The following is a 26,714-nucleotide window of genomic DNA, read 5'->3' as shown; positions in this document are numbered from 1 at the left end:
ATTATGCCTTGTGATTAAGTTGCATCCGGAAAAATCAAGGTTATGCTTGTTCCTTTGTTTTCTTCTGATTGGATTTCGATTTCTATTTTATGGAATTTTGCAATACTTTGCACAATAGCCAAGCCTAAGCCAAAACCATTTTCCTCTGTATTTCCTCTTTTAAATCGATCAAAGGCATTTTCAACAAGCTCCTTGCTCATGCCTAAACCATTGTCTTTAATGGTTAAATAATAAAGATGGTTTATCATTTCGTCTTTCACACTTATCTCTCCATTTTCTTTATTATATTTTATTGCATTATTTAAAATGTTTACAAGAAGTGTATGTAGCAATGCCTTATTACCGGTGAAATTGAATTTATGTGTCAGATCAATTTGGTAGGTGATGTTTTTATCCGCGATTCTATCTTCTAAATCATCATAAATATCGTTTAATTCCTCAGCAATGTTAATTTCTTCAGTTTTAAGGTATTGATTGTTTTCAACTTTCGATATCAGCAGCAAACTGTTTATAATAACTTTTAAACGGTTAAGTGTTTTTAACGATGCAAAAATTTTATTTTCATGCTCAATGGGTATATCGGGGGTGTTTAACATGTTTTCGAACCTTGTACTCAAAATTGATATTGGTGTAAGCAGCTCATGCGAAACGTTGGCAATAAACTGCTTTTCGAGCGTAAAAAGCGTGTTTATTTTCCGCATTAACGAGTTAATGCTATTATCTAAAATCTTAAAATCGTCGGTGTTTGTGCGGATGTTCTGGTAATTAAAATGTGCAGGGTCATCAACTTTATTAATCTTTTTATCGATGATTAGGTAAAAAGGTTTAAGAAGGAAATTAGTAAAGGCAAAATCGGTAAGTAAGGTTACAAGTAGCGAAGCGAAAAGGACAATAAGCATGTAAAACCTGATGGAGTTTTTTATGGATTGCAGTGACGTCATGCTCTCGCCAAGTTCTAGTTTGTACCAGTTAGTACGGTAAAGAAACTTATAGTTGAGGATACGGTAGAATTCTACATCACCTTCAATTTCTCTTTTTTCGGTAATTATTTTCGCCGTTGAATCTATATCGTTATCCGGAATATCGGTTAAGATAATAAACTCTTCTTTTAGGATGTTGTAATCGGTAAAGCTTTGCTCGTTGTTAAGCAAGCTATCTATTTCTGCATCATTAAGGTGTTTGATGATTTTACCTTTTTTCTTGATTAAACGGTTATCGAGCTGGTTATAAGCAATTTTATCAAGCGATACCAATATAATGGTTCCCAAAACCAAAATAATTGCAATTTTAGTTATGGCATTATAAAGTGAAAACTTAACCTGTAATTTCATGGCTTAAATCGTCGATATGTATTGAATTATTGCGGCTAACAATTTATCCGGTAACCGATGCTTCGTACAGTTTCAAACCAATCGGTAGAAGTTAGGGATGACAGCTTTTTACGTAGATTTTTTACATGAACATCAACAAAATTCGAATCAGAATTTACCTCCAGGATATCTCCCCAAACATGTTCGGTTAGGCTCATTCTCGAAACCACACGGTTTTTGTTGAGTACGAGGTAATTAAAAATTTCGAATTCTTTCTTTGTGAGGTTTAATCGTTCATCGTTAAAAGAAACCGTTCTGTTTTGTATGCTTAGTAAAAAACCGTGGATATTCACTTCGTTTTTTTCAAGCTTATGCTTTCTGCGGATAATGGCGTGCATCCGGGCCAGAAGCTCATTTAATGAAAATGGTTTAGGTAAATAATCATCAGCACCTTCATCCAAACCCTTAATTCTGTCATCAACTGCACTTCTTGCTGTTAAAATAATAACAGCGTCGTCCCTGTCTTTAAGTGCTTTTAGTTGTTTAAGCACCTCAAAGCCATCGCCATCAGGTAAACCTAAATCGAGCAAAATAAAATCGTAACTATTTACAAAAATTTTTTCTTCTGCTGATGATTTTTTCCAGGCATGCTCAACAATAAAACCTTCATTGCTCAGAAACTCATCCATTTCGAGTGCAAGGCTTTTCTCGTCTTCAACTATTAAAACATTCATTTTAGTATCAGGTATACAGTATCAACAATCATGGTTAATTAACGAATAGTTATATTTCTACTCCTCCATTGCAAGCTAAGCATTGGTCTCGGGTTTTCCTCTTTTAGTTTTAGTTATTTACTTCAACAACTAAGTTAATGTTTTTAAGGATGATTTGGCAAGCCTCTTCAATTTCTGCTTCAGAAATGATTAATGGAGGGGCTATCCGCATGGAGTTGCTGCAATGCAAAAACCAATCAGAAAGTACACCATCTAAAATACAGGCATCGATAATTTTTTTGTTGATTTCGAAATCTTCAAATTCTATGGCCAGCATCAGGCCTTTTCCCCTAATTTCTTTTATTGCCGGGTGTTGAAGGAGTTTTTTAAAAAGCTGGCCTTTGTTTTCAACTTCACTAACAATGTTATTGTCTACCAAAGTTCTTAAAGTAGCAAGGCCGGCGGCGCAACAAACCGGATGACCACCGAAAGTTGTCATATGACCGAGTATTGGTGAGTGCGAGAGTACCGACATAATTTCCAGCGAGCTGATAAACGCACCAATAGGCATTCCACCTCCTATGCCTTTTGCTAAAAGTAAAACATCGGGCACTACGTTATAATGCTCAAAAGCAAACATTTTACCGCTACGGCCAAATCCCGATTGAATTTCATCGAAAATTAATAATGCACCTGTTTCATCGCATTTTGCTTTTAATGCCTGCATGTAAGCCAAATCAGCCACACGAATACCCGCTTCACCTTGTATGGGTTCGATAAATACTGCTGCAACTTCTTCCGTAATTTTAGCTAAATCGGCAACATTGTTATGCTCAATAAAACTAACATTTGGAAGAAAGGGGCCATATCCCGAAGAATAGAAATCACTTTCCATTAAACTTTCTGCACCTTGCGTACTGCCATGGTAGGCATTTTTACAGGCTATAAAACCTTTCCTGCCCGTATAGCGTTTTGCCAGTTTCATGGCACCTTCTACAGCTTCGGTTCCGGAGTTTAAAAAATAAGTACAGTTTAGGCTTTCAGGCAAGATATCGGCAAGTGCCTTTGCAAAATTAACCTGAGGTGTTTGCACATATTCGCCATAAACCATTAAATGCATGTAGGTTTCGGCCTGTTCTTTAATTGCATTTACTACGGCCGGGTGGCAGTGCCCAACATTGCTAACACCTATACCGGCGATTAAATCAAGATGTTTTTTGCCTTGTGCATCATATATATAAACTCCTCTGGCTTTTACAAATTCGAGCATTAAAGGCTCTGGCGATGTTTGTGCATTATGCTGCAGAAACAACTGGCGTTGTGTTAACATGCCACAAAAATACAGAAATGGGATGAATTGACCTTCTGGGGAATTTAGTTTTTCTTAATGGATTTTAAATAAGATGTTCTGTAATTCCGGCCAACCGGAATCACATAACCGTGTTCCAGAATTAAATTATTAGATCCTATTACATTTATGTAGTTAACCGACACGATAAATGAGCGATGCACCTGTAAAAATCTTTCATCCTCAGCAATTTGCTGTTTTGTTTTGGCGAAGCTTTGGTCGCTAATTATTTCCCCTTTTACAGTTTGAATTTTTGTATGACGCAACAGGCTCTCCATGTAAATCACGTCCTTAAATTTAATAATGTGTTTTTTAGTTCTGTTACCCGGTTCTTTTATCAAAAAAGATTCAATAGTTGATTTATTGGCATGGAGAGCTGTATCAATAAACCTGGTAACTAAATTATTGAATTTGTTGAATGAATAGGGCTTTAATAAAAAGTCGGTTTCCAGCTCAAAAGCATCGTAAGCATAGCTGCTGTAGGCAGTTACAAAGACAATTTTATTTGTCTTGTGTCTTGTCAATTTAGCAAGTTCAATACCGCTCATGCTGGGCATCTCTACATCCAGGAAAATGATATCCACAGCCTTGTTTTTCGTAATGTAAGCAAAGGCATCTAATGGGTTGGTAAAAGTTTTTAAGAGTAATAAATCTGATTTAAAACCAATATAATCCTTTAAAATTTCGATAGCTGATGGTTCATCATCAACTGCATAACAGGTTAACATAATATTCCTTAATTGAGCATAGAATTTGGATTGTAATACTTAAGGAATAATTGTAACAAAACTATTGAAATAAAATTATCAAATCAAAAAAATATTTTGTTTATAAACGTTCATCAATTCAAAATATGTCGTTCATGACGTGGCAGATGTTGTTCATAACATGAGGGATGTTATTGGTGACAAAAATTTTATTTTAGTTTTTTTTGGGAGAGGTTTGAGGTAATAAATTAAATATTAACCAAAACCAAAAACAATGAAAAAACTATTATTTATGGGCATGATGTGCTTGTTGAGTGTTGGAGTATCCGTTACTTCTTATGCTTATTATATGTGTACTGCACACCTTATAGTTGTGGATGCTGATGGAGATGTTGTTGCACGCCAAGATTTTACTGCCGATACATGTGTAAACGCTGTCAAGGGGGCAAAATGGGTTTATTGGATGAATACTGGAGACACATCAATTTTTTAATTCGACAACGATTTAAGTATTTGAAATATGAATCAATTGAGTTACTAGATTATCAATACGCATTAGGTTATAATAGCTTGATAATTAGGTCCAATAGAAAGGTATTTCAAATGCTTTGTTTTAAATTTTTAGCAGTGAATATAAGATCATACTACATTAAATTTAATCTCTTTATTTTATTGTCATCTTATTCATTTGTCGTGAAATCCCAAGATGGAACAATCACCTACAAACGAATTATTAACGATAAAATTCTTAAAGAAAACAGAGAACAAAAACTAACAATTTATTTTAATAACTCTAGTTCTATCGAATTAATTAATAAACCTAAAATAGCGGTAACCGATAATTCTAGTGACGAATTAAACCAAATAAAAGTATTTAATAATACGAAACCTTATTTTGTTTTTAAAGATTTTTCGAAGAAGAAATTATTATTTTCTGACTATATCGGATCAACAAAACAGCTTGTAACCGATACTTTGAATAATTTTAAATGGAATGTGAAAAATGAAAGGCAAAAGATTGGAAGTTTTAATTGTAAGAAAGCGACAACCTCTTTTAGAGGTAGATTCTATGAAGCTTGGTATACTGAAGATGTTCCTTTGAGAAATGGCCCTTGGAAGTTCTGTGGTTTACCTGGATTAATCATTAAAATCAAAGATAGCAATTCAGATTTTATTTATGAATTGACAGGAATTAATTTGAAAGAAAAATTTGATGATAAATTAATATCAATTCCTTCAAAATTTGTCAATGATAAAGTTATTACTTACAAAGAATTTAGAAGTTTATATAAGAAAAAACTTGATGCCAATATAAAACTGTCAAGAGTGAATCAAGTGACTCCTGATGGTATTACTGGAACAGTAAAAATTACCCTCCCCGAAAAACAGGAAAAATTCTAATGAAAAAGCTTGTTCTAAATTTTATAATGCTCTCTCTTTTTACCTCTTCTTCTGCTCAAACCGAAGGGATATTGAATTATAAATTAACTACAAATGTTGGATTTGGATTGTATGAAACAAACAAAGTAATCTATTTTAAAGACAGGAGATCGATGGAATATTTTGTTCCAAAAAAAGTTAGTGAGTCAACAGAAAAAGTTTCCGAAACAGAATATAAGGAGGTCAGCATAATTAAATCAAATAAAAGAGCATTTATATTTAAGGATATAGGCAAAAGAAAACTCATCTTAAGCGACAATATAATTAGTAAAGTATTTTTGATTTCTGATACCTTAAATAATTTTAAATGGAAAGTTACTTCCGAACACCAAAAAATATTAAATTTCAATTGTACTAAAGCACTTGTAAATTTTCGAGGTAGAACCTATACCGCCTGGTTTTCTGATAAAATTCCATTACCACTTGGTCCATGGAAATTTGGTGGCTTACCTGGTTTAATAATAAGAGTCAGTGATAATGAAAATAAATTTGTTTATGAGATAACAGGCATTGATCTAAAAACAAGGTTTGGTGATAATTTATTAGAAATTCGATCTGAATACAAGAATGATAAAATTTTGAGCCACAAAGAGTTTTTTTTGTTGTTCGGTAATAAAGTAAAAGACCTGGAGAAACTTTCTCGGACTTATGATGGTAATAATAAATTGGGTATTTCGAATTTTAAAATCGCTATACCCGAAAAACAAGAAAAATTTTAATGGTAAAATTCTTCTTTTTACTTATTTTTACCTTAAGAATTTACAATCTTTCTGCTCAAACTGTAAAAATTAGTGGTTTTGTTCGTTCCGGTAACCAATCACTACCATCAGCGGCTATACAATTAAAAAATATTAATCAGGAGATACTTTTTTATGGTTTCTCCGAAGATAATGGAGATTATAGTATATCTGGAGATTTAGATCAATCAATAAAGTTTTTTTTAATTGCTTCATATATTGGTTATAAAAGAGATACGCTAATTATATCACGTAACGAACTTTTAAAAACAAATTTCTTTCAGTATAATTTCAATTTAACCGAAGACAAAAAACAGCTTGATGAAATTTATATAAAAGCTCCCCCCGCCGTAGAGGTTAATAACGATACTACAAAATATAATGTATTAAGATTTACCAGCCCAGAAGATAGAAACCTGGAAAGTGTTATAAAAAAAATGCCCGGAATGGATGTTAATAAAGACGGAACCATTTTTTTTAAAGGTAAAAAAATTAGTAAGGTTTTATTAGAAGGAGATGATTTGACAGGTGAAGGCTATAAGGCCATAACTAAAAACCTTAAGCCTGAATTTGTAGAAGAAATACAGGCTTTAGAACATTATGTAGAGGATGATTTGCTGAAAGGCATTATAAACAGCGATGATATTGTGTTAAACCTGAAAGTGAGAAATAAAAGAGCCAGAAAAATTGTAGGCAGTGTAGATGGCGGTTTAGGCACAAACGACAGCAGGCAGCTATCAGCCAATTTAATTTCTTTTATTGATAAAACGAAAACCTTTGCTTTCGCTAACCATAATAATTTAAACAGCGAATCGAACAGTAATATTTTAGATTTGGTTGATGAGAATCGGAAATTTACCGGGAACAATCAGATTATAAAACATGAAATTGATACCTACAATCCTTTCGATGATAAAATGTATTCTTTGAGTAATACCACACAAGGAAGTTTAAATGCCATAACCAGACTTAGTGATAAATTTAAAATTAACTATTCTCTTTTTTATTCCTGGAGTAAGCTAATGGGGCAAACATCTATAGAGAACATTTATTTTACGCCAAATAATACTTACACTAAGAATAGTGATAACAGAACAAGCGTTGATAAAATTTTTAAGGCAGATTTTAGTGCTGATTATCTCATAAAAAACAATGCCCGATTTGTATCAAAGTTTACCTACAAACAAGAACCGAAAAACTTTAATATCGCTGCATTTTCAATTTATAATAATATAGCTGGTGATAGTGTTTCGCAAAACCAACAAGATTTAAACCGTACATTTAACGGATTATTAAAATATACAATCAAGGCAAATAAGCGAACCGCTTATTTATTTTCGGCAAGAATTTTAGCAGACGGTGTTAACCAAGATTATTTGGTAAATTCTAATTTATATGAGAACATGCCAATTTTTATCGGCTCGAATAGTTTGTTGCAAGAAGTAGATAATCGAAATTTTAAGCTTAAGATAGATGCTGAAGCATTAAAGCGGTATGATACAAGTTTTCTGTATTTTAATTTAGGTAATGAAATAAACCATTTCAGAATAAATTCGAATTTATTTAGTGCTAATCAGCGCTCGATAGGTGGTGATTATGTTAACAATAATTTGTTTAAGATGAATCAAACTTATCTAACTGCTAAATATGTGTATGACAACCAGCCGGTTAAAATTATAGCTCAGCTAAAATCGACTTTACAGTTTTTGAAAAATATGGGTAAGGATAGTACCTATTATACTTTTGAACCAAATATCACATTTTCTTACAGGCCAGGTCAAGTTCAGCATATTTCTTTGACTTATAATTACAGGAATAATAATCCGCAACCGATAGAATATTATAAGAATTATATTTTAACGGATATCAGAAATTTTAGTAGTGGCCTGACTAATTTTTATAATTATAATATGCACTCAGTTAACTTGGATTATGGTTTTAACGATTTTGCTAACAGTTATTTTAACTTAAATGTTTCTGTAAATGGAAACTACAGTAAATACGGGTTTTTGTATACTAACTTTTTTAATAATACACTAAACTACTCCGAGAAACAACCCTACAAAGGTATAAGAGCTCTTAGTTCCAATATAAATGCTAAAAAATTTATTCCTTTTTTATCAATGAGTTTAACTGTGACTTATGCTCCCTCCATTACAAATTATTACAGTCAGTTTGGTAACGGAGCAAGGAAGTATACTGCTTTAAGTCAATCTTTGGGCGCAAAAATTAATACTGGCTTTAACCTGCCAATAAACTTTGGGTTAGGAACAGATTTGCTATTGAACAGAACAAAAAGTGAAGGTAATTCAATTGCAAAAAGCAATGCTTATAAGTATAGTTTTGAGTACAGGTACAAAATTAGTCCAAAAATTTTCAATTATTCATCCTTCAATATATATAGAATGAATAATCAAAACTTTAATTTAATTGATACCGAGTTTCAATATAATCCTGTAAAGGGAAATTTTAAATACTCATTACAAGGAAAAAATTTAGCAAATCTTAAGGCATTCTCGAATCTAAATATAAATGAAGTTTCTTCCACAAATTATTCCTCATCTATATTAGGCAGATATTTTATGCTGAATGTTTCGATGTCGGTAAAGTAAAAATAACATTGCTTTCTAACAAAAAAGGTCTGGCATTTGTGCCAAACCTTTTCCGTTTATTGTTTATCTCTAAAGCGATTAAGTAATTCTCGCTTAAATGCTTCCTGAGCCCTGTAGTATTTACCAATAATTTTAATTGGTAACACTGCTTTGAACCTGTTGTAGTATTTTTTTTCGATGTTTAAATCACGTTGCCTGAAATCGAATTCTGTGGTGATTAAACTTTGTATCTGTGCGTCGGTAAGATTATCGATTTCTGTTACCTTTCTAAAAGAAATCATTTTTTGAAAACGCTCTTTACGTAGTGCGTCCTGCTCTTCCTGCATATCGTTGTAAATTGGCCAGAAAACTTTTGCCTCTTCTGGCGATAAATCGAGTTTTTTGGTAAAAAAGGCAATTTTTAACGATTCAATTTCTTCACCTTTTGGCCTTTGCGCCCAAAGTATTGATGGTAAAAAAAGCAATAAAGCGGCGAAAAATAAATTCTTCATTTTATATATTAATTTTATAATTCCTGGGCCAAATCTGATGATGAGTAATTACTCAGGAGGTAGTTTTCCACTTCTGTATCTGAGGCAGAAGTTGTTTTGATATCTGTTGTGTTCTGAGCTTCTAAATGATCGATAATCGTACTTTCATCGATATCATAAAGCATTTGCTCGTTCGCAAAATCTGCAGATTGTAATTTCGGCAGATTACTCAAATCGGCAGCGTTGTCATTCTGGTAAAAATAAATTCCAAACGACGAAATCAGTACGAAACATGCTGCACTAGCGTATTTAACAAAGCTACGTCTCCACAAATGGATAATTTTAGCCTCCTTTTTAGTTTCCTGTTCGGCAGCAATTTTATTGTTTATTCTATCCTGTAAAGTTTCGAAATAATTTTCAGGAACAGCAAAACTATTAACTGGCTGTACCGATTGCTCGAAAGCTATACGGGTTTCAATCATTTCCGTAAGTTCTTCAAAATAATTTTCATGAACCAGGAAAGGGTTTCCTTTTGTTTTTTGTTTTAAGCCATCTAAAAATATCAGGCCTGAAACGTTTTCTTCACAATTGTCGAAATATCCGGCAGGAACGGAAAAAGGGTTGCGTTTACCCATTGCAGCAAGGGTAGGTGCCTCTTTTGTCCAATCGTTATTTTCTAAATTTTCATTCATCACAAATATATGAGTCAATTAATGTGAAAAGGTTTAATAGTCAATCTCATCATTTGTAATAAAAGCTTCGATTTTTTTTGCGGCGATGTGAAAAGATGCTTTTAGTGCACCTACAGAAGTTCCGAGTACTTCCGAAATCTCCTCATATTTCATGTCATCAAAGTATTTCATGTTGAAAATGATCCGCTGCTTTTCAGGTAAAGTTAAAATGGCTTTCTGCAACTTCAGTTCGAGTTTATCACCATTAAAATGCGATGAGGCTACCAGGTTTTCTGCCAGCTCTGCCGAAACTTCATCCAATGGGGTATTGTTGCGCTGTTTTTGTTTGTTTAAGAAAGTAATGGATTCGTTTGTTGCAATGCGATAAATCCAGGTGTAGAGTTGAGAATCGCTACGGAATTTATCGAGGTTTTTCCAAACCTTTACAAAAACTTCCTGAATTAAATCGTCGCAATCATCGTGATTTAAAACCAGGCGGCGGATATGCCAGTAAATTTTTTGCTGGTACTTTTTTAATAACAAGTTAAACGCCTCATTTCTGGTACGCTCCACAGCAAACATGGCAAGAATTTCTGAATCTTCAACTTGTTTCATTAAAAACCATTAGGATAAAAAAATAAAGACACAAAGTACACAAAGCTTTGGATATTTCCTTGTGTTCTCTGTGTCTTTAACGTAGACTTCGAATATATTATTTTTTTCTGCCGATTACTTTTTGAACCGCCTCAACAATGTTCACGGCTTCTAAGCCATATTTGGCCATAAGCTGATCAGGTGTTCCGCTTTCGCCAAAAGTATCATTTGTTGCTACAAACTCTTGTGGCGTTGGCAATTCTGTTGTCAATAAACGGGCTACGCTTTCGCCTAAACCACCAAATTTATTGTGCTCTTCGCAGGTAACTACGCAACCAGTTTTCTTAACCGATTTTAAAATTGCTTCGTCATCTAATGGCTTAATGGTGTGAATGTTGATAATCTCAGCATCAATACCTAATTCAGCTAATTTTTCGCCAGCTTCGATGGCTTTCCAAACCATATGGCCTGTTGCAATAATGGTAACATCAGTTCCTTCATTTACCATCCACGCCTTACCGATTTCGAATTTCTGGTCAGGATCGGTGAAAACAGGGATTACCGGGCGGCCGAAGCGCAGGTAAACCGGGCCTTCGTACTCTGCAATGGCCATTGTTGCCGCTTTAGTCTGGTTATAATCGCAAGGATTGATAACCACCATGCCTGGCAACATTTTCATTAAACCGATATCTTCTAAAATCTGGTGGGTTGCACCATCTTCACCTAAAGTTAAACCTGCGTGCGAAGCACAGATTTTTACATTTTTATTGGAGTAAGCTACCGACTGGCGAATCTGATCGTAAACACGACCGGTAGAAAAATTAGCGAAAGTACCTGTGAAAGGAATTTTTCCACCAATGGTCATACCGGCGGCAATGCCGATCATGTTTGCTTCTGCAATACCTACTTGCGTAAAACGCTCAGGAAAGTCTTTAATAAAAGCATCCATTTTTAATGAGCCTACTAAATCGGCACATAAAGCAACAACATTCTCGTTTTTCTTACCTGCTTCGTGTAAGCCAGCACCAAATCCCGAACGTGTATCTTTTTTCTCTGTATATGTGTATTTTTTCACGTTTTTAAATTTTAATAGTCCCCTAAAGTTTCTGGTAATTGTGCCAAAGCAGCAGCTAATTGCTCATCGTTTGGTGCCGTGCCATGCCATTTGTGTGTACCCATCATAAAATCTACTCCGGCACCCATTTGTGTGCTCATTAAATTTAAGATTGGTTTACCTTTTCCGGTAAGGGTTTTTGCATAATGTAAACCTTCTACAATAGATTGCATATCATTACCGTCGGTATTGATTACGTGCCAGCCGAAAGCTTCGAATTTTGCCTGCAAGCTATCTAAAGAAAGTACTTTTTTGGTTGGTCCGTCAATCTGTTGACCGTTATAATCAATGCTACAGATTAAGGTGTCTAATTCATGAAATGGAGCGAACATGGCTGCTTCCCAGTTCTGGCCTTCCTGTAATTCACCATCGCCATGCAACGAGAAAACGTAAGATTTATCACCATTTAATCTTTTGGTTAAAGCAGCGCCAATAGCAACCGACATGCCCTGTCCAAGTGAGCCTGATGCTACGCGAACACCTGGTAAACCTTCGTGTGTAGTTGGGTGTCCTTGTAACCTTGAGTCTAACTTACGGAAAGTTGCCAGTTCACTTTTATCAAAGTAACCTGCGTGAGCCAATGTGCTATACCAAACAGGAGAAATGTGGCCGTTAGAGAGGAAGAATAAATCTTCGCCAATACCGTCCATACTAAAATCTTTATTGTGGTTAAGAACTTCGAAATATAAAGCTGTAAAAAAATCGGCACAGCCTAACGAACCGCCCGGATGGCCCGATTGGCATCCGTGAACCATTCTTACAATATCCCGTCTTATCTGCGAAGCAATATCTTCTAATTCTTTAATTGTATGTTTCATTAAAATAAGAGTTGTTGTTACATAGCAAAGGTAATATTTTACCCGCTATATCATAATTAGTTATTTATTAAATCGAGTACTTGTTGCGTAGCGTTTTTGGTATCTACTTTTTTTATGATGTGTGCAATTTTTCCTTCGCCATCAATAATAAATGTGGTACGTACGGTACCCATATATTTTTTGCCATACATATTCTTTTCTGCCCAAACGCCATAATCGTTAACGATTTGCTGTTCCGTATCGGCCAGTAAAGTAAAGGGTAAACTGTGTTTAGTTACAAATTTCTGGTGCGATTTTTCATCATCTACACTTACGCCTAAAACAACAATTCCCTTAGCTTGCAAACCTTGATAATTATCCCTGAAATCGCATGCTTCAGCCGTGCAGCCAGGGGTGTCATCTTTTGGATAAAAATATAATACAACGGTTTTTCCTTTGTAATCGGTCAAGGAAATCTGATTGCCGTTCTGGTCTTTCGAAGTAATTGCAGGGGCAATATCACCTTCTTTTAACTCTGCCATGTTGTTTATGATTGAAATTTTAAATGCATAAATAATTGAATTCGCAAGTTAAACAGTTTCACGCAGTAAAGTGTTGCCCGAAAAAGAAAATATGACTTAAGCTTGTTCCAAATAAAGATAATTTATCATTTTTAAGCAAAGCAGTTCTAGTATTTCATATTAAGGCCAGCCCCGTTTTACGCTCATACGCCTGCAGGCCTTATGCTCCAAGGCCGGTATCCGCTGCAACCGGGTTTAGAAACCCAGTTATCTCCAAGCCTATCTGTAAAAATTAACGCTGTATTTTCGCGTGTTCTCCTTCATGTCAATCACTACCAGTTCAAGTGTGTGTTTTCCTGTTGAAGTTCTTTCATCGAAACTATGCCAAAGTGTAGCTGTTTTGGTATCGAATTCCATTAACACCCACTTACCATCAATATACCCGTTAAAACTTTTTATCCCAGAAAGGTTATCACTTATCCTGAAGAATATTTTAGCTAAGCCAGCCATGTTTTTCCCTTCAGAAATGTTAACTGGTGCAATCCTCGGTGCTACCGTATCAACAGCAATGTAAAAGCTGCCAAAATTTTTAGGCGTTGCTTTAACAAATCCATTATCAAAATATCCGCCCTGCGATGAGCCATTGGTGTTTACAATTAATGCTTTTTCCCTTAGCTGTTCCGGCAGGTTATCGGCTTTTATCCACAAATCGAAACCAATATGTAGCGGTGTATAGCGATTATGAATCTGATGAATGGCCGAATAAGCATTTCCTTGCGGTTTTGGCAACATTTTGTACGTAAAAGCTAAATCACTGTAAAGTGTTCCTTTCGGAAAGGTAACTTTTACTTCATCATTATTAAATTCATTTACCTTATTATAAGGGTAGATGATTCCCGAAGGGATTACGGTAGCCGAAACTGGTACATTGCCAGCATGAACGGAAAATGATAGGGTAGAAGCATTTCCTTTCGAATCGGTAATGGTATAACGCAATTGATGAACCGCTCCGTCGTTAAAATTTATCCGGCCATTATTTACAAGGTTGCTGTAAATGCTTAAGGGGTTTCCGGGGTCGACAAAACTCTTCTGAATACTTCGTTTCGTATTTAAAAAGGTAGGGTAATCGATATGCGAATTTATTGCTTTACTGTCTTCAAATGCAAATCTTTCTAAAGCCGAAGTGTAAACCATTTTGCCGTCTAATTCGAGTTGAATAGAATAAACACCGTTGGTGCCTGATAAACCGTTATGCCTGTCGGTAGTAACCACACCAAAGCCAACTTCGCCGGTTAAGCTTATGGGTGCTGTAGCTTTATAATTCCCATTGGCACCGCTTATTGCGATGGCTTGTTTAGGTGTCGATTCATTAAAGACTTTTCCGTTTAAGCGATAGGCATATAAACTGTAAATAACAGGCGGGATATTATCTGGAATATCGATGCCGAAAAATTGCGGATTTATAGTTTCTTCAGTTTTACTATCCCGAATTTCGAAATGTAAATGTGGCCCTCCAGAACTTCCACGGTTACCCGACCAGGCAATTATTTCTCCTTTACGTACCGGAATCAGCGCTTCATTAGGAAATTCATCTAGCTCAAAAGATTTTTTCTCATATTCCAGGTTTTTCACGATACTGGCAATTTTTGGCGCGAAACGTTGTAAATGGCCATAAACCGTAGTGAAGCCATTTGGATGATTAATGTATAACGCCTGGCCAAAACCACTGTTTTGAACACGCAACCTCGATATGTAACCATCGGCAACGGCGTAAACAGGATAACCCTCACGTTGGTTCGTTCTGAAATCAATTCCCGAATGAAAATGATTTCCCCTGATTTCCCCAAATGAACCTGCAAGGGCAGGAGGTGTAATGTCTAGCGGCTGCCTGAAATAGGTTAAAGGGTATTTGTTATTGCTGAATATCTGTTGTGCATTTACAGAAACCGTTGAAAATAAAAAACAAAAAAGGAAAGCGTAATTGTTGAATAGGAAACTTGTTTTTTTGTGCATTCTGTTTATTTAACTTCAAAATTTAGTAACTGCCTGCCTGCTAACCAAGCCTCTAATTTATCGCCTTTGTTTACTTTGCCAACACCCGCAGGGGTTCCGGTAAAAATAAGGTCACCTTTTTTTAGCGTGATGTATTCAGAAACAAAGCTGATTATCTTCTCGAACGGGAAGAGCAAATCTTTAGTATGGCCAACCTGACGGCTTTCTCCATTAACTTTTAATTCAAAATCGAGGTTATACAAATCGCCAAATTCAGCTTTTGGTGAGAAAATACTAACTGGTGCAGAATTGTCAAAAGCTTTGGCAAGTTCCCAGGGTAAGCCTTTTTCTTTATGTCTGGCCTGTATGTCGCGGGCAGTAAAGTCTATTCCCAAACCTATCTCATCGTAATAGTTTGCGGCAAATTTTTCTGCAATATGCTTACCTTCTTTACAAACTTTAAGCACCACTTCTAACTCGTAATGTACATCATCTGAGAAATCGGGATGATAAAAAGGTTTGTTATCCTTTAATAATGCCGTATCAGGTTTTAAAAAAATTACCGGTTTAGTTGGAACGGGATTGTTCAGCTCTTTTGCATGTTCAGCGTAATTGCGGCCAATGGCGATGATCTTCATTTTCTATTGGTATAAAATAAATGTAGTAATGATTTGAAATTTTCAAATCAATCCAAAAATAGAAAAGAAAACGGTGTTATAAAACTGAGATTCTTTTTACCTGACTTTCAGTTCCGGCAACAACGCGAAGGAAGTAGATTCCTGCATTAAGTCGTGAGGGAATGGCAAATGTTTTGGTTTGCTCGCCGGCATTTAAGCGTTCGTTTGCCAGGGTTACCACTTCATTACCCAATAAATCGATTATTTTAATTGTTGTTTGCGTACCATCTTTACCAATTGATAGTATAATGTTAAGCTGGTCTTCAACCGGGTTTGGATAAATCTTAACAATGGTAAGTAATTTATCTTTTGATGAGATAGATGTGCCTTTAACGCTTGCTGAATAGCTGTTAAACATACTTCCCCCAGCTAACGACATATATAGCGGCCTGTAAGGTTGAATATTTGCTTTGATTTCAGGAATCCGGCTTGGTCTTTTTGCCCTGTTTTTAAGGCTGATGTGGATACTGTCAATTTGCTGGGCCCTAGAATTTACTCCGCAGAACAAAACCATGCAAAAAATGCATATTAGTTTTGTGAGAAGCGTTATCTTTGGGTAGAGTTTCATCAAATTGTATAGCAAATGTATTAATTTAAAACAAAGAAATTAAACATTTTGTTTAAAAGCCATATTTTAACACAATTTAACAATAAAATTTAAATTTCATAGTGTTGAAAATACACAATAAATTGGTTGTTAAATTGTTATAGTTAGTTTACTTTTGCCGCACTAAAATTTATAAAGAAGTGTCAAATCATAAAAATGTAAATGCGCTAACCGCCGGCGGGGTTCTAATCAGTTTAGGGATTGTTTTCGGCGATATCGGTACTTCACCTTTATATACATTAAATGCAATTTTCACCAGTATTTTAGGCGTAAAAGATGGCGTTGTTGCGCATCCGGGTTCCATAACCAATGATATTGTACTCGGCGTATTGTCTTGTATTATCTGGACCCTTACATTGCAAACTACCGTTAAATATGTAATCATCACCCTGCGGGCCGATAATAAAGGCGAGGGTGGTATTTTTTCATTGTTCTCTTTAGTAAGGAAAAAAGCGAAATGGCTAATTATACCTGCTGTGGTAGGTGGGTGTGCCTTACTTGCCGATGGTGTGATTACGCCAAGTATTACGGTTACTTCAGCAATAGAAGGTTTAACAAATAAATTCGATATTCCGGTAGTACCTGTTGTAATTGCAATTTTAACGGTACTTTTTGTTATCCAGCAATTTGGAACTAACCTTGTTGGTAAACTTTTTGGTCCTGTAATGTTTGTATGGTTTACAGTATTGGGTGTTGCAGGGCTTTTATTCATTGTTAAAGATTTCAGTATTTTAAATGCGTTAAACCCTTACTATGCGGTTCATTTACTTGCATCGAATAGCAAGGCTTTTATAATTTTAGGTGGCGTTTTTCTTTGTACAACCGGGGCTGAAGCCTTATATTCAGATTTAGGCCACTGCGGCAGAAACAACATCAGAATTAGCTGGATTTTTGTTAAAGCTACGCTGATTTTAAATTATTTAGGTCAGGGTGTTTGGATTCTACAGAATGAAGGCACATTCGTTCCAAGTTCAAAAATGAATCCTTTCTTTCAGATTGTTTCAAGCCATTTCCAGGTGCCGATGGTTATCCTTGCAACAATGGCAGCAGTAATTGCCAGTCAGGCATTAATCAGCGGGTCATTTACATTAATATCTGAAGCCGTTAGATTAAACCTTTGGCCAAAAATCAAGATCGTTTATCCTTCAGTTTCAAAAGGTCAGTTATATGTACCATCAATTAACTGGATGCTTTGGTTAGGCTGTTGCAGCATTGTTTTTTTCTGGGAAGAGTCGTCAAAAATGGATGCCGCTTATGGACTTTCGATAACGATTGCCATGTTAATGACAACCATTTTAGTTAGCGTTTACCTCAGGAGCAAGCGTTTTCCTAAATACCTTATTGCCATCTTTATCTCCGTTTACGTAGTTATTGAAGGTACATTCCTGTTCAGTAATCTGCATAAATTTTCTGATGGTGGCTGGTTAACGGTTTTAATTGGTTCGGCTCTTTTTACTGTTATGTGGAGCTGGTTTGTAGCCCGTAAAATTAAAAACCGCTTTGTAAAATATGTCGAGATTGAGGATTATTACCAGATTTTAAGTGAGCTTAGTAACGATGAATCGGTGCCTAAATACTCTTCGCAATTGGTTTATTTAACCAGTGCCAATTTCAAAACGGAAATCGAATCGAAGATTATATATTCCATTATACAAAAAGAACCAAAGCGTGCTGATGTTTATTGGCTGGTTCACGTTGATGTTATGGATGAACCTTATACACTCGATTACAAAGTAGAATTTCTAATCCCAGGAAAGCTAATCCGTATCGACTTCAGATTAGGTTTCAGGATTGAGCAACGCGTAAATTTACTTTACCGTAAAGTTGTGGAGGAACTGGTTAAGAATGGAGAAATTGATATTACAAGTCAGTATACTTCATTAAATAAACACAAGATTGCTGGCGATTTCAGATTTGTGCTTTTAGAAAAACACTTATCTAAATTTACAAAGCTGAGCTTTTATGAACGGACGGTAATGGATTATTACTTTATCCTTAAAAAACTAAGTTTATCTGAAGAACGAAGTTTCGGTTTGGACAGCAGTTATGTAGATGTTGAAAAAGTACCTTTAATTTTCGTTACACCTGATGATATTGAATTGAACAGGTTGCCGGTGTAAGTATGAGAAGGTCTATTTTAATATTGGGGATTTGCTTATTTATTGCAGGTCCTGCGGCAAAAATTTATGAGCTGGATCATGCTAACAATTATATGATTGCATCTGGTTTAGGACTTGTAATGATTACCGCACTTGCGTTTATAAAAAGGAAATAATTAAAAAGCAAAGCCCTCAATTTAAATTGAGGGCTTTGCTTTTTGAGGTGATTTTTTCACCAGGCTGATATTGTATTCTGTTTTTTTATCAGTTTATATTTTCACCACGATATCAATGGTATTATCATTCTGCTTTTGCCAGCTTACTATTTTTAAACCCGTAGGCAAAGTAAACAACGAGGCCAACAACCAGCCAGATGCCAAAGCCAATCCAGTTAGATATACCTAGTTCACACATCATATACAAACAACTGATTAAACCTAGCACAGGGATAAGCGAGAGGTTTTTTGTAATGCAATAAAACGATATTACTACGCAAATAATCAGGAAAATCCACATTGGGATTTTATGCTTAAATAAGTTCCATCCGCTTTCATATTTCTTATCAACTGAAACTTTAGATGCTGAAATAAACTGTTCGTATCGGTCGGCAGGTAAACTGCTTAAATAAGATTCGGCATCTACTTTGTCTGTAAGGATTAGCTGTGGAGCCGCGTTCTTTACAATTTCTTCTTTTACAATTTTTAACTCTTCACCATTTAATGAGGTAACGAAAGAGATTGTTTGAATGGTTTTAGGTGTATTTAAAAAGAACGCTTTGGTTTCTTTACCATACTGCGAAAAAGCAAAAACAATCGCCAGGACAAAGCCGGCAGGAACAATGAATTTACTGTTTACATAAGGTATTTTAAACTTTCCGCGTTGTACATCAGGTCTGTTTTGTAAAACCAGTACACCAGCACAAACCAGTACAAAGGCGAATAATGTTCCGATAGAACAAAGGTCGGTTACAATGGTCAAATTCATGAAAAGGGAAGGTACAGCCACCACAAAGCCTACAACGATCGTTGCAAAAGAAGGGGTTTGGTACTTAGGATGAACCTTTGAAAATGCTTTTGGCAATAAACCGTCGCGGCTCATGCTCATCCATATTCTTGGTTGTCCCATCTGGAAAACAAGGAGTACACTTGCCATGGCAAAAACCGCGCTTACGGCGATAATACCACTCATTAATTTTAGGTCAATCTGGTCAAATACAAAAGCCAAAGGGTCGCCAACAGCCAGTTTATCCGATTTAACAATTCCTGTTAAAACCAACGATATGGCTACGTATAAAATGGTACAAATAATAATTGCCCACATCATTCCGCGGGGTAAATCGCGTTGTGGGTTTTTACATTCTTCGGCTGTTGTAGAAATGGCATCAAAACCGATATAAGCGAAAAATACTGCAGAAACTCCTTTTAAAATTCCCGACACACCATTAGGCGCAAAGGGGTTCCAGTTTTTGGTATCAACATAAAAAATACCAACGGCCAGTACCAGTAAAATTACAGCCAGTTTTACGACAACCATGGCATTACTTGCATTACGGCTCTCTTTCATGCCTCGGTAAATTAACCAGGTAATGAGGATAATAATACCCAATGCAGGGATATCAGCAACGAGATGGAAGCCGCCGATTTGGGGCGCTGTTAACCATGCATTGTTTGCCAATGCCGTTGCTGAGTCTAAATCAGCCAGGTTTTTTCCGGCAGCAAGTAGTGCTTCAGAGTGTTTATGACCATTGTATGCACTTAAGTAATCCATGGTCATCCAGTCTGGAACATGTATGCCATCGATACCCAGAGCAGGGATTTTTATCGTGGAGAGCAGTCCAGTAAAATAATCCGACCAGGAGATTGCTACGGTAATGTTTCCAATGGAATATTCCATAATGAGCGACCAGCCAATAATCCAGGCTACCAACTCACCAAAGGCTACATAAGAGTAAGTATATGCACTACCCGAAACAGGTACCATTGATGCAAATTCGGCATAAGCAAAGGCTGCAAAGCTGCAGGCAATGGCGGTAAAAATAAATAGAAAAATTACAGCCGGACCGCCATCAGCACTTGCTTTACCAATGGTGCTGAAAATACCGGCGCCGATAATTGCAGCAATACCAAAAGCAGTTAAATCGCGAACGCCAAGGGTTTTATGTAGAGAAGTTTCGTGGTCGCCGTAGCCTTTTGCTGCATCTTGTAATATCTTGGAAATAGATTTCTTTCTAAATAGCTTTTCGAACATCTGTTTTGGTTGTTGTATTCTTCAAACTTAAAAAAATATCGGTTAAAAACGTTTAAAGCAGGCTAGAAATTTACTAACGTTAAATTTTAAACCATATTTGAAAGGCAAATTTGTGAGAAATATTTTTCTTAAAAATTTATACTAACCTATTTAATTCTGTTTTCTTCATCTGATAAGCCCGTTTTACGTTCACGGTTTGATTTAATCATGCTGCTGCCAAAATTATAATTCAGGCTAAGCCTGAAAATCCTGCTTTCCTGCTTCTGACTCAGGCTATAGTTTAAAGTTGATAAAGCACTGGTAATTCTTGCCTTTCTGCTGTTCAGGATATCGTTAAGGGCAAATTTTAAATTCAGCCTCTTATCCATAAATGATTTTTTTAAGCCAAAATCGAGCCCATAATAAGGTTTCATGGCATAGGTTCCATAAAGTTGCGCTGAAACAAAATCGCCGGTAAGCTCAGCACTCGCTGTGGGTGTTATCGTAAAGCTATGATTACTATTTAAGCTGAAGTTAACTTTGCCTTTATTGTAAGCAACTCCATCCAAACTTTCAGCTTTAATCTGGTTGTAGGTGCTGGTAATGGTATTATCCATTGTCCAGAATTTTGATATGGTTGTAGGGTAACCAATGCTTAAATTATAAGAAAATTGTTTGTCGAGGTTAGTAACGGTTTGATAAAGTGTTTTTTTGCTATCATCCGGTAGTAATACGTCAATTATTAAATTATTTGTTCTGCTATAGCCAAACGTGACATTCAGTTCTTCCTTATGATTATAAGATAACTCAAAAGCGTTGGTGTATTGAGGATTTAAAAAAGGATTTCCCTGACTAAAGGTATAGAGATCGACAAAGTATACAAACGGATTTAAAGATTTGTAATCTGGTCTGTCGATTCTTCTGCTGTAGGAAAAACCAATCTTGTTGTTTTCAGATAAAGCCTGGTTTACAGCAAAACTGGGGAAAAAGTCGAGATAGCTTCGTTTAACAATTTTCTGTTCGCTAACCGAATTACCATTGGAGTTTGTTTGTTCGGCCCTCAAACCGAATTCGATGGTTGTTGATTTAAAATCGTGCTTGAAATTAACGTATACAGCGTTTATATTCTCGTCATAGATGAAACGATTACTTCTGGTTGCATCATTCTGCCATTGCGAGGCAACTAAATTCTCAAATCTGAAATCGTTATCTGTACTTACCAGGCTACTTTTCAAACCAAAATCGAACCTTGTTTTTGGGTTTAGAGGTAGGCTGTAATCAACTTTTACTGCCTTTATTTTAATCAATGATGGCGTTAAATTTCTGAAGGTTAAAGGCGATTTATAGGCAGCGCCGCTGGCATCCGAAAAATAGTTGTTATATAAAGTGTTTTCTTCACTTCGGTATTGTGCATAATCCAAATCAGCGGTAAACTCCTGTCCAAGTGTATCGATAAGCGATTTGTAATTTAAGTTGTATGCCTGGTTGAGGTATTTGTTCGATGTTGGATTGTCGGCAACAATAGAAGAATCGATATTGCTGAAACTTGTGCCGATATCAGTAACACCATTTGAACGCTCATGGCCATTGTTGAAATACCCCGTGGTCAAAAAACCGATGGTATTTTTATCGTTTATGAAATAATCAATTCCGGCTTTGTAATTGTTATTGTGCGATGAGCGAACCTGTGTATTGTATTGATGAAAGTAAGTGTTTGAAGCTCCATCATTTGTAATCCGGTTAATGTTTAAATCTTCCTGGAATTTATTGTTGTTGTTAGCGAAATTTCCAAAAATATTGAGGTGTTTGTTTCGATGGTTGAGCGAAATACCTGCATCACTTTTAGGGTTTTTCCCATAGCCGAAACCTAAATCTACATTGCCATTGGTGCCGAAAGCGGCGTTTTTCTTTAGCCTGATGTTAATTATACCGGCATTGCCTTCCGCGTCATATTTTGCTGATGGATTTGTAATTAATTCAATGGATTTTAGTTCATTACTGTTTAATGCTTTTAAACGTGCGGCCAGTTGTTCATTAGATAAATAAGTTGATTTCCCATCAATTAAGACATTTACACCCGACTTCCCCCTTACAGTTATTACACCATCCTGGTTAACGGAAACGCCGGGTATTTTTCCCAATACTTCCAGCGCTGTATTTCCTGTGGCAACAATGCTGTTTTCTACATTCAATACCGTTTTATCTGCAAATCTTTCAATTAATGACTTTTTACCCGATATATTCACAGTCTCTAAATTTTGTGCGATGGAGCTGAGCAGAAAGGTTTTACTAATTTCCAATTGACCTGAATCGAGATTTAATTTTTCTATTCTGGTGATCAACCCAATTGAAGTGATTTGAAGCGTATATTTTCCGGGTGATAACTTTTCGAAGCTAAACCGACCTTGTTGATCTGTGCTTGTGTTTCTGAAATTGATTGTACCTCCATCTTTTTTTAGCAGGAGCGAGGCTGAAATTGGCTTGCTGTTTTCATCTGTGATTAAACCTGATAGTTTTACCTGATTTTGCTGGGCTTTTGCCTGCATTAAAAAAGAAAATAGCAATAGTAAAATCGTAGCGATTTGTTTCATGTTAATTTGATAGCCGGATGATTAGTAATTTCCTTATCTGCGGAATATTACACTAAACTAAATCAATGGATTAGTCAAACAGCATGTTTTAACACAGTTTAACTTAATTAACAAAATTTCACAATTCGTTTTCGCAGGAGCGGAATAAACAAAAAAAGTCGTGATAATTAACCACGACTTTTAAAATATAGCCTAAATGCTAAGCTTTTCTTTTAACCCAGTTTCTCCAGTTCGGCTTTAACAAAAGCAGCAAGTTCTTTTACGTAAGCTGCACTGAAATCGAACTTAATGCCTGCAGTTTCGTAAATTTCGTTCATTGGTTTGGTATAACCCAAAGCTAAGGCTGCCAGGTATTGTTCTAATGCCTTTTCCGGATTTTCCTTATAGTTTTTCCATACGGCAATGGCACCTAACTGTGCAATTGCATATTCAATATAGTAGAATGGCACTTCGAATAAATGCAGTTGTTTTTGCCAAACGTTTCCAAATTCTTTTTGTAAATCAGACCAATCGGCAAAGCCAGCTCCAAAACGATTATAAATCTGTTTAAAAGTTTCTTCCCTGTCGGCTGCGGTATGGTTAGGGTTGGTGTAAATCCAGTGCTGGAACTGGTCGATTACGGCAACCCATGGCAGTGTTTTTAAAACATCGGCAAGCTGTTCTTTTTTAGCACGGATTAAATCCTCTGTGTTATCAAAGTAAACATCCCATTTATCCATCGAAATTAATTCCATACTCATCGATGCAAGCTCAGCCACTTCAGAAGGACAGTGCTTAAAGTCGTTTAATTCCAGGTTTGCCGTTAGGAAAGTGTGTATGGCATGTCCACCTTCGTGAACCATGGTTGTTAAATCGCGATGCGAATTGGCCGAGTTCATGAAAATAAAAGGAGCACCAGTTTCTGCCAAAGGATAATTATAACCTCCGGGTGCCTTTCCTTTTCTGCTTTCTACATCGAAAAGGTTATTGGCTTTCATGGTTGCCAGTTTTTCACCAAGTTTTTCATCAATGGCGTTAAAACAAGCAATGCTTTTATCAATAAGTTCTGCACCATTGTTAAATGGCTTTAAAGCCGGCTTTCCGCTTACGCTAACTTCTAAATCCCAAGGTTTCAGGCTTTCCAGATTCAACGCTTCGCGACGCTTTTCTGCCTGCTCCTTTAAAATAGGAACAATTTCCTTTTCAATAGCGTTGGCAAAATCATAACAATCCTGGGGGCTATAGTCGAAACGACCTAAGGCCTGGAACATGTAATCACGATAGTTTTCGAAACCAGCATTTAAGGCAACCTGTGTTCTTAGTTTAATCAGTTCGTCAAACAAGATGTTTAGGTCATCTTTATCAACCAGTCGTCGTTGCTGAATAGTTTTCCATGCATTTTCACGTACCTCACGATTTAAATCCTTAATGAAAACCGAAGCTTGTTCTAATGTATATTCCTGTCCGTTAATTTCTACACTCATGGCGCCGGTAATGCCCTGGTATTTCTGTTGCTTTACCTGAAGTTCAGTAAACAGTTCAATGTTTTCTTCACGATAAAGTTCGAGTGCTTTTTTAATGGCACGGCTGTAAACAAAATACTTTTCTTTATCTAATTCATCCATGAAAGGACTATCAGCAAATTTTTTGTTTAACTCGTTCGATAGTGGTGAAATTCTAGGTTCTATTTCTGTTGCGAAATACTGGAAATTTTTAACCAGTTCTTCATTAGCTGTATCGCAACTCATTTTAATATATCGCCAGGCGAAATCTTCTTCCAAAGCAGCCTCAAGTTCCGAACGGTCTTTAAGCCAGTTTTCCAAACCTTCGGCACTTGTAATTTCGCGGTTTTGTAATTCTGCAAATAATGGCTCAAGGCTTTCCCAGTTAATGGTTAGATCCTGTGGGATATATGTTCTTGGTTTTTTGTTTATGGTTAAGCTGCTCATTGTGTTTTTTGTTGAAATGTTTTAAAATTTAATTTCAGGAAGGATTATCCTAAGAATCCCGACCTGAAAAAAGCATCGGCTAAAAAGCAAAGTGCAAATACTACTGATGCCATTCCGTTTGTTGTGGCAAAAGCTTTATTTACTTTACTAATATCAGTTGGTTTTACTAAAAGGTGCTGATAGATTAATGCAAAGCAGAAAAATACAACGCCGATGTAATAAATCCAGCTGAAAGTATGAGGCATTAAAAATATTGGCGCAATAACACATGCTGCCGAAAAAATGTGTAATCCCACCGATACGTTTAAAGCACTTTTTATGCCAAGAGCTGAAGGAATGGAATGTAAATTTTCTTCACGGTCGAAATCTTCATCCTGCAAAGCATAAATAATATCGAAACCGCTAACCCAGAAAAGCACTGCGAAAGAATATAAAACCGGAACCAAGGCAAAGTGGCCCGTAACCGCTATGTATGCACCAATTGGTGCAAGCGACAAACCCAGGCCTAAAACCAGGTGACAAAGTGCTGTAAATCTTTTGGTGTAGCTATAAAACAGTACAACAAAAAGGGCAACCGGCGAAAGGTAAAAGCAAAGGCTGTTAATGAAAAATGTTGAGACGATAAACAGAACACAGTTTATAATAACAAAAATCAGCGCCTCATTAGCCGAAACTTTCCCTGCAGGAATGTCACGCATTTTTGTACGTGGGTTTTTTGCATCGATATTTCTATCCAGGTAACGGTTAAATGCCATGGCCGAGTTCCTGGCGAAAACCATGCAAAGTAAAACCAATAGTAGTTTTTCCCATCTGAAAGGGCTATCTGTAGTGGTAACACCCAGAAAAAAGCCAATCATTGCAAAGGGTAGGGCAAATATAGAATGTGCGAATAAAACGAGAGAAAAGTATTTTTTCATTGATAATTAAAACTTTTTATAATCAGTTGGTTGTACGAAATCTTTGTTTACTTCGGTAACGAAATTTAAAACCTCATCTTTTCCAACACCTTTTTCGGCTGATGTAATAAAAGTTGCCGGAATTTCCTCAAAGAATTCGCCGAGCTTTCTTTTAAAGGCCGCAACGTTTTTCTGGGTAGTGGTCATTCCCTGTTTATCGGCTTTGGTAAAGATTAGCGAAAAAGGGATTTGTTTTTCGCCAAGCCAGTAGCAGAATTCAATATCAATCTGCTGCGGTTCTAAACGGCTGTCGATTAAAACAAAAACACATTGAAGGCTTTCTCTTTTGGTAATGTAGGCACGGATGAATTTTTCCCATTTCTCGCGGCTGGTTTTCGAAACCTTGGCGTAACCGTAACCTGGTAAATCGACTATATACCATGCATCATTAACTAAAAAATGATTTATAAGCTGGGTTTTACCAGGGCGTTGCGATGTTTTGGCCAATCCGTGATGGTTAACCAACATATTGATCAATGAAGATTTACCTACGTTAGAGCGACCAATAAATGCATATTCGGGCATTGTTGGTGCGGGCAAAGCCGAAACCTGAGTATTGCTGCAAACAAATGTTGCCGTTTTGATAATCATAATGCAAAGGTAA

General features: G+C 36.1%; 23 protein-coding genes. 5 read left to right on the top strand and 18 right to left on the bottom strand.

Going from position 1 to position 26,714, the window contains the following annotated elements:
* Nucleotides 1–14: 14 nt before the first annotated feature.
* The 4 genes from R2R71_RS09720 to R2R71_RS09705 form a co-directional block, all read right to left on the bottom strand.
* Nucleotides 15–1,331 carry a HAMP domain-containing sensor histidine kinase gene (locus R2R71_RS09720; protein ID WP_316831082.1) on the bottom strand — a complete coding sequence of 439 codons (1,317 nt, stop codon included), beginning with the start codon at nt 1,329–1,331 and terminating at the stop codon, nt 15–17.
* A 35-nt stretch (nt 1,332–1,366) separates the two neighbouring features.
* On the bottom strand, nt 1,367–2,044 hold the full coding sequence (locus R2R71_RS09715; RefSeq protein ID WP_316831081.1) for a response regulator transcription factor: 678 nt from the start codon (nt 2,042–2,044) through the stop codon (nt 1,367–1,369).
* Nucleotides 2,045–2,153: 109 nt separating this feature from the next.
* Nucleotides 2,154–3,353: an aspartate aminotransferase family protein gene (locus R2R71_RS09710; RefSeq protein ID WP_316831080.1), complete on the bottom strand. Its 1,200-nt coding sequence runs from the start codon at nt 3,351–3,353 to the stop codon at nt 2,154–2,156.
* A 44-nt stretch (nt 3,354–3,397) separates the two neighbouring features.
* A complete protein-coding gene (locus R2R71_RS09705) occupies nt 3,398–4,099 on the bottom strand; it encodes a LytTR family DNA-binding domain-containing protein (RefSeq protein ID WP_316831079.1) in 702 nt (233 codons plus the stop codon).
* A gap of 253 nt (nt 4,100–4,352) precedes the next feature.
* Here R2R71_RS09705 and R2R71_RS09700 point away from each other — a divergent pair, with 253 nt between their 5' ends.
* From R2R71_RS09700 to R2R71_RS09685, 4 genes are read left to right on the top strand one after another with little or no spacing between them, the layout of a single operon-like run.
* The gene (locus tag R2R71_RS09700) at nt 4,353–4,571 is read left to right on the top strand and encodes a hypothetical protein (protein WP_316831078.1); all 219 of its coding nucleotides are present in this window, start codon (nt 4,353–4,355) and stop codon (nt 4,569–4,571) included.
* Nucleotides 4,502–5,479 carry a GLPGLI family protein gene (locus R2R71_RS09695; RefSeq protein ID WP_316831077.1) on the top strand — a complete coding sequence of 326 codons (978 nt, stop codon included), beginning with the start codon at nt 4,502–4,504 and terminating at the stop codon, nt 5,477–5,479. The genes R2R71_RS09700 and R2R71_RS09695 overlap by 70 nt, the downstream gene beginning before the upstream one ends.
* Nucleotides 5,479–6,237: a GLPGLI family protein gene (locus tag R2R71_RS09690; RefSeq protein WP_316831076.1), complete on the top strand. Its 759-nt coding sequence runs from the start codon at nt 5,479–5,481 to the stop codon at nt 6,235–6,237. The genes R2R71_RS09695 and R2R71_RS09690 overlap by 1 nt, the downstream gene beginning before the upstream one ends.
* Nucleotides 6,237–8,867 (top strand): hypothetical protein, encoded by a 2,631-nt coding sequence (locus R2R71_RS09685; protein WP_316831075.1) that lies wholly within the window; start codon nt 6,237–6,239, stop codon nt 8,865–8,867. Before R2R71_RS09690 ends, R2R71_RS09685 begins: the two co-directional genes overlap by 1 nt.
* Before the next feature lie 56 nt (nt 8,868–8,923).
* Here the strand turns inward: R2R71_RS09685 and R2R71_RS09680 are convergent, their stop codons facing one another.
* The 9 genes from R2R71_RS09680 to R2R71_RS09640 all read right to left on the bottom strand — a co-directional run bounded on the left by R2R71_RS09680 (nt 8,924) and on the right by R2R71_RS09640 (nt 16,217).
* Nucleotides 8,924–9,358, bottom strand: a complete 435-nt coding sequence (locus R2R71_RS09680) for a hypothetical protein (protein ID WP_316831074.1) — start codon at nt 9,356–9,358, stop codon at nt 8,924–8,926.
* 14 nt (nt 9,359–9,372) lie between these two features.
* A complete protein-coding gene (locus R2R71_RS09675; protein ID WP_316831073.1) occupies nt 9,373–10,029 on the bottom strand; it encodes a hypothetical protein in 657 nt (218 codons plus the stop codon).
* Between the two features lie 33 nt (nt 10,030–10,062).
* Complete coding sequence (locus R2R71_RS09670) at nt 10,063–10,623, bottom strand: RNA polymerase sigma factor (RefSeq protein ID WP_316831072.1); 561 nt, start codon at nt 10,621–10,623, stop codon at nt 10,063–10,065.
* 97 nt (nt 10,624–10,720) lie between these two features.
* Entirely contained in the window at nt 10,721–11,677 is a 957-nt protein-coding gene (locus R2R71_RS09665) for a transketolase family protein (RefSeq protein WP_316831071.1), read from the bottom strand.
* Nucleotides 11,678–11,688: 11 nt separating this feature from the next.
* Nucleotides 11,689–12,534 (bottom strand): transketolase, encoded by an 846-nt coding sequence (locus tag R2R71_RS09660; RefSeq protein WP_316831070.1) that lies wholly within the window; start codon nt 12,532–12,534, stop codon nt 11,689–11,691.
* Between the two features lie 56 nt (nt 12,535–12,590).
* Nucleotides 12,591–13,055, bottom strand: a complete 465-nt coding sequence (bcp, locus tag R2R71_RS09655; protein ID WP_316831069.1) for a thioredoxin-dependent thiol peroxidase — start codon at nt 13,053–13,055, stop codon at nt 12,591–12,593.
* A 258-nt stretch (nt 13,056–13,313) separates the two neighbouring features.
* Entirely contained in the window at nt 13,314–15,047 is a 1,734-nt protein-coding gene (locus R2R71_RS09650; protein ID WP_316831068.1) for a M23 family metallopeptidase, read from the bottom strand.
* 5 nt (nt 15,048–15,052) lie between these two features.
* Complete coding sequence (locus R2R71_RS09645) at nt 15,053–15,664, bottom strand: fumarylacetoacetate hydrolase family protein (RefSeq protein WP_316831067.1); 612 nt, start codon at nt 15,662–15,664, stop codon at nt 15,053–15,055.
* 76 nt (nt 15,665–15,740) lie between these two features.
* Complete coding sequence (locus R2R71_RS09640) at nt 15,741–16,217, bottom strand: T9SS type A sorting domain-containing protein (protein WP_316831066.1); 477 nt, start codon at nt 16,215–16,217, stop codon at nt 15,741–15,743.
* A 233-nt stretch (nt 16,218–16,450) separates the two neighbouring features.
* Between R2R71_RS09640 and R2R71_RS09635 the strand changes: the two genes are divergently transcribed.
* A complete protein-coding gene (locus R2R71_RS09635; RefSeq protein ID WP_316831065.1) occupies nt 16,451–18,430 on the top strand; it encodes a KUP/HAK/KT family potassium transporter in 1,980 nt (659 codons plus the stop codon).
* Nucleotides 18,431–18,709: 279 nt separating this feature from the next.
* Here R2R71_RS09635 and R2R71_RS09630 read toward each other — a convergent pair whose 3' ends face one another.
* The 5 genes from R2R71_RS09630 to yihA all read right to left on the bottom strand — a co-directional run bounded on the left by R2R71_RS09630 (nt 18,710) and on the right by yihA (nt 26,701).
* Complete coding sequence (locus R2R71_RS09630) at nt 18,710–20,656, bottom strand: amino acid permease (RefSeq protein WP_316831064.1); 1,947 nt, start codon at nt 20,654–20,656, stop codon at nt 18,710–18,712.
* Nucleotides 20,657–20,802: 146 nt separating this feature from the next.
* Nucleotides 20,803–23,226 carry an outer membrane beta-barrel protein gene (locus R2R71_RS09625; protein WP_316831063.1) on the bottom strand — a complete coding sequence of 808 codons (2,424 nt, stop codon included), beginning with the start codon at nt 23,224–23,226 and terminating at the stop codon, nt 20,803–20,805.
* A gap of 212 nt (nt 23,227–23,438) precedes the next feature.
* A complete protein-coding gene (locus R2R71_RS09620) occupies nt 23,439–25,154 on the bottom strand; it encodes a M3 family oligoendopeptidase (protein WP_316831062.1) in 1,716 nt (571 codons plus the stop codon).
* Nucleotides 25,155–25,198: 44 nt separating this feature from the next.
* On the bottom strand, nt 25,199–26,071 hold the full coding sequence (locus R2R71_RS09615) for a UbiA-like polyprenyltransferase (protein WP_316831061.1): 873 nt from the start codon (nt 26,069–26,071) through the stop codon (nt 25,199–25,201).
* 6 nt (nt 26,072–26,077) lie between these two features.
* Nucleotides 26,078–26,701, bottom strand: a complete 624-nt coding sequence (gene yihA / locus R2R71_RS09610) for a ribosome biogenesis GTP-binding protein YihA/YsxC (RefSeq protein ID WP_316831060.1) — start codon at nt 26,699–26,701, stop codon at nt 26,078–26,080.
* Nucleotides 26,702–26,714 lie beyond the last annotated feature (13 nt).

The organism is Pedobacter aquatilis (assembly GCF_032678405.1).
GTDB lineage: Bacteria > Bacteroidota > Bacteroidia > Sphingobacteriales > Sphingobacteriaceae > Pedobacter > Pedobacter aquatilis_A.
The sequence above is the reverse complement of the archived record's forward strand: the minus strand, read 5'-3'. Positions and strand labels throughout refer to the sequence as shown.